The following is a 1,482-nucleotide window of genomic DNA, read 5'->3' as shown; positions in this document are numbered from 1 at the left end:
TAAAATGTACCCTATAGAGTAGACACTTAAAAAAAGTGCTCTCTCTATAGGGTGCTTTTTTGTATAATGTAAGCATCACAACTACAGACATAACTTGGAGACGGAGAATCATGAGTAAAAAGCTATTTACAGAAAAAGAAATCAAACTATTATCTAAAAACCCATATGTGAAATCGGTCAGTTCAAAGGGAATTACTTACTCGGATGAGTTTAAACAACATTTTGTATCTGAATTCAGTAAGGGGAAGCTTTCAAGACAAATCTTTGAAGAAGCTGGATTTGATGTTGAAATTATTGGCATGCAAAGAATTAAATCTTCTTCAGAGCGTTGGAGAAACACTTATAAAACTGAAGGCTTGTTGGGGCTTAAAGACACTAGGAAAAATAATTCTGGAAGACCGCGAGTAAAAGAACTGTCCCTTGAGGAGAAGTATGCAAGATTAGAAGCTAAGATGAATCTTGTAAAGGCAGAAAATGAACTCCTAAAAAAGATTCGTATGTTAGAAAGGGGGCTGAAGAAGTAAGGCTTCCTTCTAGTCAGAGGTACATTCTTATTCGTGAGGTTATTGAAAAATACAACCTAAAACACATGGTGAAATTCCTTTGTGACGTTGCCGGGGTGTCACGAAGTGGTTACTATAATTATTTCTCAGCTAAGTCCGAAGAACAAAGGAAACGTCAGGAAGTGAGGGATGAAGAAGCTAAAGCATTAATTTTAAAAGCCTTCCACTTTAAAGGTCGAAAGAAAGGGGCACGCCAAATTAAGATGACATTGGCGGGTCAATTTCAGTGTGTCTTTAATTTGAAACGTGTTCGCAGAATTATGAAGAAATACAATATTTTCTGTCCTATTAGAAAAGCTAACCCATATAAAAGAATGATGAAGGCAACCCAAGAACATCGCGTTGTGCCAAACATATTAAACCGCCAATTTAAGCAAGGGATTCCATATAACGTACTTCTTACTGACATCACTTATATGCATTACCATAATGGCCAAAGAGCTTATTTATCAGTAATTAAAGATGGATCAACAGGTGAAATTCTAGCTTATCATCTATCGGATCGTATCACCATGGAGTTAGCTACAAACACCTTGCACAAGTTAAAGAAGAACCGAAACTATAAGAAAGCTAAAGACGCTCTCATTCATTCAGATCAAGGAACTCACTACACCCATCCAGGATTCCAAAAGCTTGTGAAGAAAATGGGATTACGGCAATCTATGTCTAGACGGGGAAACTGTTGGGATAACGCACCAATAGAATCATTCTTTGGCCACCTTAAAGACGAAGCAAATATTAAGCCATGTAAAACTTTGGACGAACTAAAACGCGAAATAGACAAATACATCACTTACTATAACCATCATAGATATCAATGGAACCTAAAAAAGATGACCCCTGTAAAATACAGAGATCATCTTCTTCAGGCTGCTTAATGCCTTTTTTTAAAACTGTCCTTTACAAAGGGTACATTTTA

1 protein-coding gene is annotated in these 1,482 nt (G+C 36.6%); it reads left to right on the top strand.

The window, feature by feature from the left end:
- Positions 1-110 precede the first annotated feature (110 nt).
- A protein-coding gene (locus COD11_RS05580) for an IS3 family transposase (RefSeq protein WP_231307539.1) occupies positions 111-1,441 on the top strand; the annotation gives its coding sequence in 2 pieces (ribosomal slippage) (positions 111-483 and positions 483-1,441; 1,332 coding nt in all).
- Positions 1,442-1,482: the final 41 nt, after the last annotated feature.

It is taken from the genome of Bacillus sp. AFS040349, assembly GCF_002577655.1.
Classification (GTDB): Bacteria; Bacillota; Bacilli; order Bacillales; family Bacillaceae; genus Metabacillus.
The sequence above is the reverse complement of the archived record's forward strand: the minus strand, read 5'-3'. Positions and strand labels throughout refer to the sequence as shown.